Genomic DNA, 3,468 nt, shown 5'->3' on the forward strand with positions numbered 1-3,468 from the left:
TTCTGTGCCCGGCGGTGTTATGTGCCCGACCGGCCGGAAACGTCACTGGCGCTCTGGTGTTGGGTTGAGTTCGGGCACATAACGGTCAGAGGGAATCGAGCCATTGCAGGAGGCTCTGGTCGGATCGCCAGACCGGCGTGCTGCGGTCTCCCACCGAAGAAGTGGGCGGCTCGCAGGCTCGTAGGGCTGCCAGTTTGGTTTTGGTGTTGATCTCGGCGTAGCGGTTGGTGGTGGACAGGTCGGCGTGACCGAGCCAGCCTCGGATGACGTTGACCTCGACGCCGGCTTCGAGCAGGTGAACAGCGCAGCTATGTCGAAAGGTGTGCGGGCTGACCCTGCGGTTGATGTGGGGGTTGTCGAGGGCGGATGCGTGTCGTCGCACGACCTTGTAGATGCCAAATCTGGTGAGGGGCCGCCCTCGGGCGGAGAATATCGGTGACTGCGGCGTCGGCGGTGGCGCTGTCGAGTCCAGCAGGTCGTGCAGCAGCCGCGCCGTCTGGTGCCATAGCGGGCAGGTGCGCCACTTGTCGCCTTTGCCGTGCAGGCGCACCAGTGGGTGTGCACCGAGGTCGAGGTGTTCAACACGTAGGTCGGCGACTTCTTGCGCCCGCGCTCCTGTGTTGTAGAGAAACAACAGCAGGGTTCGATCCCGCAACGCCAGCCGACCCTCGGCGGGCAAGTGACGCAACAGATCTTCGATCTCATCGCGTTCGAGAAACCGGGTCTCGGCCGGAGCGGCTCGCTTCATAGGGATAGCCGAGACCCTCTGGCAGACGCCGAGCATCTCAGGGTCCCGTGTGGCGATGTAGTCGAACAAGGTGTGCACCGCGGCGAGTCGCTGGTTGCGGGTCCGCGTGTGGTTGCCGCGGCCTTCTTCGAGGTGGCGCAAGAATCCGACCACTCGATCGAAGGTGAGGTCGCCGGTTGATAGGCGCGTGATCTTGCAGCCCTTATCGGCCGCGGCGAATACCAGCAGCAGTCGGACGGTATCTCGGTAGCTGCGCACCGAGGCTGGGCGCAAGCCCTTGACGGTAATCAGATGCTCGACGAAGAAGGACTGCAGCAGTTGACCCAAAGGTGGGGTAGAAGTCATCGCGCGGCCTCCCGCCAGGCCGGTTCGGTAAAGGCCTCGAATCGCTGGTTGGCCTCGTCGAGCAATCCGGGTGTGACCGTGAGGTAGACCGCGGTGGAGGCCGGGTCTACGTGGCCCAGAAATGTTGCCAAGTGATGCAGCCGAGTCGATGGGTCCAGGCCGTCGCGGTACCAGCGCAGCAGACGCCCAACAGCAAATGAGTGTCGCAGATCGTGCAACCGTGGTGACGAAACACCATCGGGGACAGTGAAATCAAGGGTGTCCATCAAGTGGTGGAACACCTGACTGGCAGTGCCGGGATGCACGCACCGGCGCCCGTCGAAACTGAATAGCGGCATGTCGGGTTCCAGCGCACCGTCGGCACCGCGGCGGGCGACGTGGTCGGCGATCAGCTCGCCGATCCGGGGACCGTACGGGACGAGCCGGGTCTTGCCGAACTTGCCGCCACGGACTACGAGGAGATCTCGTTGCGGGTCGACATCACCGAGACGTAGCCCGCAGACCTCCCCGGCGCGCAGCCCCAGCCCGTAACAGAGGGCGAAGATGGTGCGGTAGGTCGGTCCTCGCTGCCGGGCTCGCTCGTTGTCCGGTAACGCCGCCGCGGCGTCGAGCAGGCGACTGGCCGCGGCCAGGTCGAACACGAACGGGATGCGCGCATTAGTGGTGCGTCGCCGCTGGGTGCGCAGCGGCGACGTCTGCATCATCTCGTAGGTCACCGCCCAGTCCAGCAGGCCGCGAACGACCCCTAGCAGATGATTGAAGCTGCGCGGACGCGACCGAGGACGCGACGCAAAGAACTCGTCGAGCAACGCCGCTGTCAGTTGGTCGAGCCGGTCGACATGATGCTCTTCGGTGAAGCGCACCAGCAGCTGGAGTTCGGCCTCCTCACTGTCGTACCTGCGGCCCAATGCCCGCTTGTGCGCGAGGAATTGATCAACTACGCAACCCAGGTTCTCGGTCATCGCAGCACCTCTTCGCCGTCGCCGAGGGCGACTCGACGCAGCGGTTCGACCGCGACCTTGCCATAGATCTGAGTCGATGCCGGCGAGCGGTGACCGACGAAATCGCCGATCGTCTTCAACGAGAAGTCGGCGTCCACCAAACGCTGCACACAGGTATGGCGCAGCGTGTGCGATCCCGGGCGGGGCACCTCAACACCTGCTTTGAGTAGGTAGTGGCGGGCACGGGAGCACACCGCGGCCGCCTCGATCGGCTGGACCGGCGCCATCGTGCGAAAGAACACGTGCCGGTCGCTGTTGGCCGGCCGCGCATTCCGCAGATAGTCGACCAGCGCCGCACCCACCACCGCCGACAGCGGAAAGGCCGTCGAATGTCCGGCCTTGCGCTCCGGAATAGCGAGCCTTTCCCGCTTCCAATCGATGTCGTCGAGCGTTAACGCTGCGATCTCACGGCCCCGCAAACCGTAGCTGACCAACAGCAACAAGATCGCGTAATCGCGCTTCCCGCAGTCGGTCCGGCGATCCACACCCGCTAGCACCCGCTCCACCTCGGCCCACGAAATCGACCGTGGGACATCGGACAACCGGTAGACCTGAGGCCACTGCACCGTGTCACTGAGGTCGCGGGCGAGCACGCCCTCACGGTGCGCGTAGCGCAGGAAAACCCGCAACGCCCCGCAGGTCTGCCGAACCGTCGTCTTTGCCAACCCAGTCGCGCGGCGTTCGGCAACGAAAGCGGCAAGCAGCGTCGGCGATACCACCGACAACTCCGTCACACCGACTCGCACCAAGTAGTCCTCGAAGCGATCCAAACTGATCCGGTAGGCCAGGATTGACACCGGCCGGAGACCACGCTCGGTGGCCAGGTACTCGAAGAACCCCGGCGCCACCTCGCCGAACGGAGCCCGCCGATGAGGTCGACCCCTGCCGGTGAAACCGGGAACAGCCAGACGCAGCATCTGCTCGATTGGGCCACGCACCTCCCTGCCCACTCGTTCGAAGTCGCCACGAAGATGCGCGCGTTGTTGCCGCGCAGCCCACTGCGCCACGAACGCATCAAGATGAACTGGCAAGTCCTCCAGAGTATTAGCGCCGCGAACGCGCGCGAACTCGCCAAACTCGACCAGCATAGGCACCCGGTGCCACACCGTGCGATTTGCATACTCCCGCTCGCACAACCACTCCACATATCGCTCGATCTCCGCGCCGATCCAGCATGCGCGAACCCGATCAACCGTTTCTGGCTTCACGAAATACTTCTCCAACATGGCGACAACTTCCTTTCCTATAGACACGGACAGGAAGCAATCGTCTTGCCATCAATCTCGTTATGTGCCCGAACTCGAGCCATCACCGCCACCCCAGCAGGGGTTTCGGGCGGTCGGGCACATAACACCGCCGGGCACAGAAGTGCGA

The 3,468-nt window shown here is 64.1% G+C and carries 3 protein-coding genes; all 3 read right to left on the minus strand.

What is annotated here, in order from left to right; genetic code table 11:
* Positions 1-85: 85 nt before the first annotated feature.
* The 3 genes from ORI27_RS32655 to ORI27_RS32665 are packed head-to-tail and all read right to left on the minus strand — an operon-like array spanning position 86 to position 3,125.
* On the minus strand, positions 86-1,093 hold the full coding sequence (locus tag ORI27_RS32655; protein WP_266001392.1) for a tyrosine-type recombinase/integrase: 1,008 nt from the start codon (positions 1,091-1,093) through the stop codon (positions 86-88).
* On the minus strand, positions 1,090-2,055 hold the full coding sequence (locus ORI27_RS32660) for a tyrosine-type recombinase/integrase (protein ID WP_266001393.1): 966 nt from the start codon (positions 2,053-2,055) through the stop codon (positions 1,090-1,092). The genes ORI27_RS32655 and ORI27_RS32660 overlap by 4 nt, the downstream gene beginning before the upstream one ends.
* Entirely contained in the window at positions 2,052-3,125 is a 1,074-nt protein-coding gene (locus tag ORI27_RS32665; protein WP_266001394.1) for a site-specific integrase, read from the minus strand. The genes ORI27_RS32660 and ORI27_RS32665 overlap by 4 nt, the downstream gene beginning before the upstream one ends.
* Between the last annotated feature and the right edge of the window lie 343 nt (positions 3,126-3,468).

Source organism: Mycobacterium pinniadriaticum (assembly GCF_026242045.1).
Taxonomy (GTDB): domain Bacteria; phylum Actinomycetota; class Actinomycetes; order Mycobacteriales; family Mycobacteriaceae; genus Mycobacterium; species Mycobacterium pinniadriaticum.

Coding starts and splice junctions, on each gene's coding strand:
- ORI27_RS32655 (WP_266001392.1), bottom strand. CDS start 1,093: ATGACTTCTACCCCACCTTTGGGTCAACTGCTGCAGTCCTTCTTCGTC.
- ORI27_RS32660 (WP_266001393.1), bottom strand. CDS start 2,055: ATGACCGAGAACCTGGGTTGCGTAGTTGATCAATTCCTCGCGCACAAG.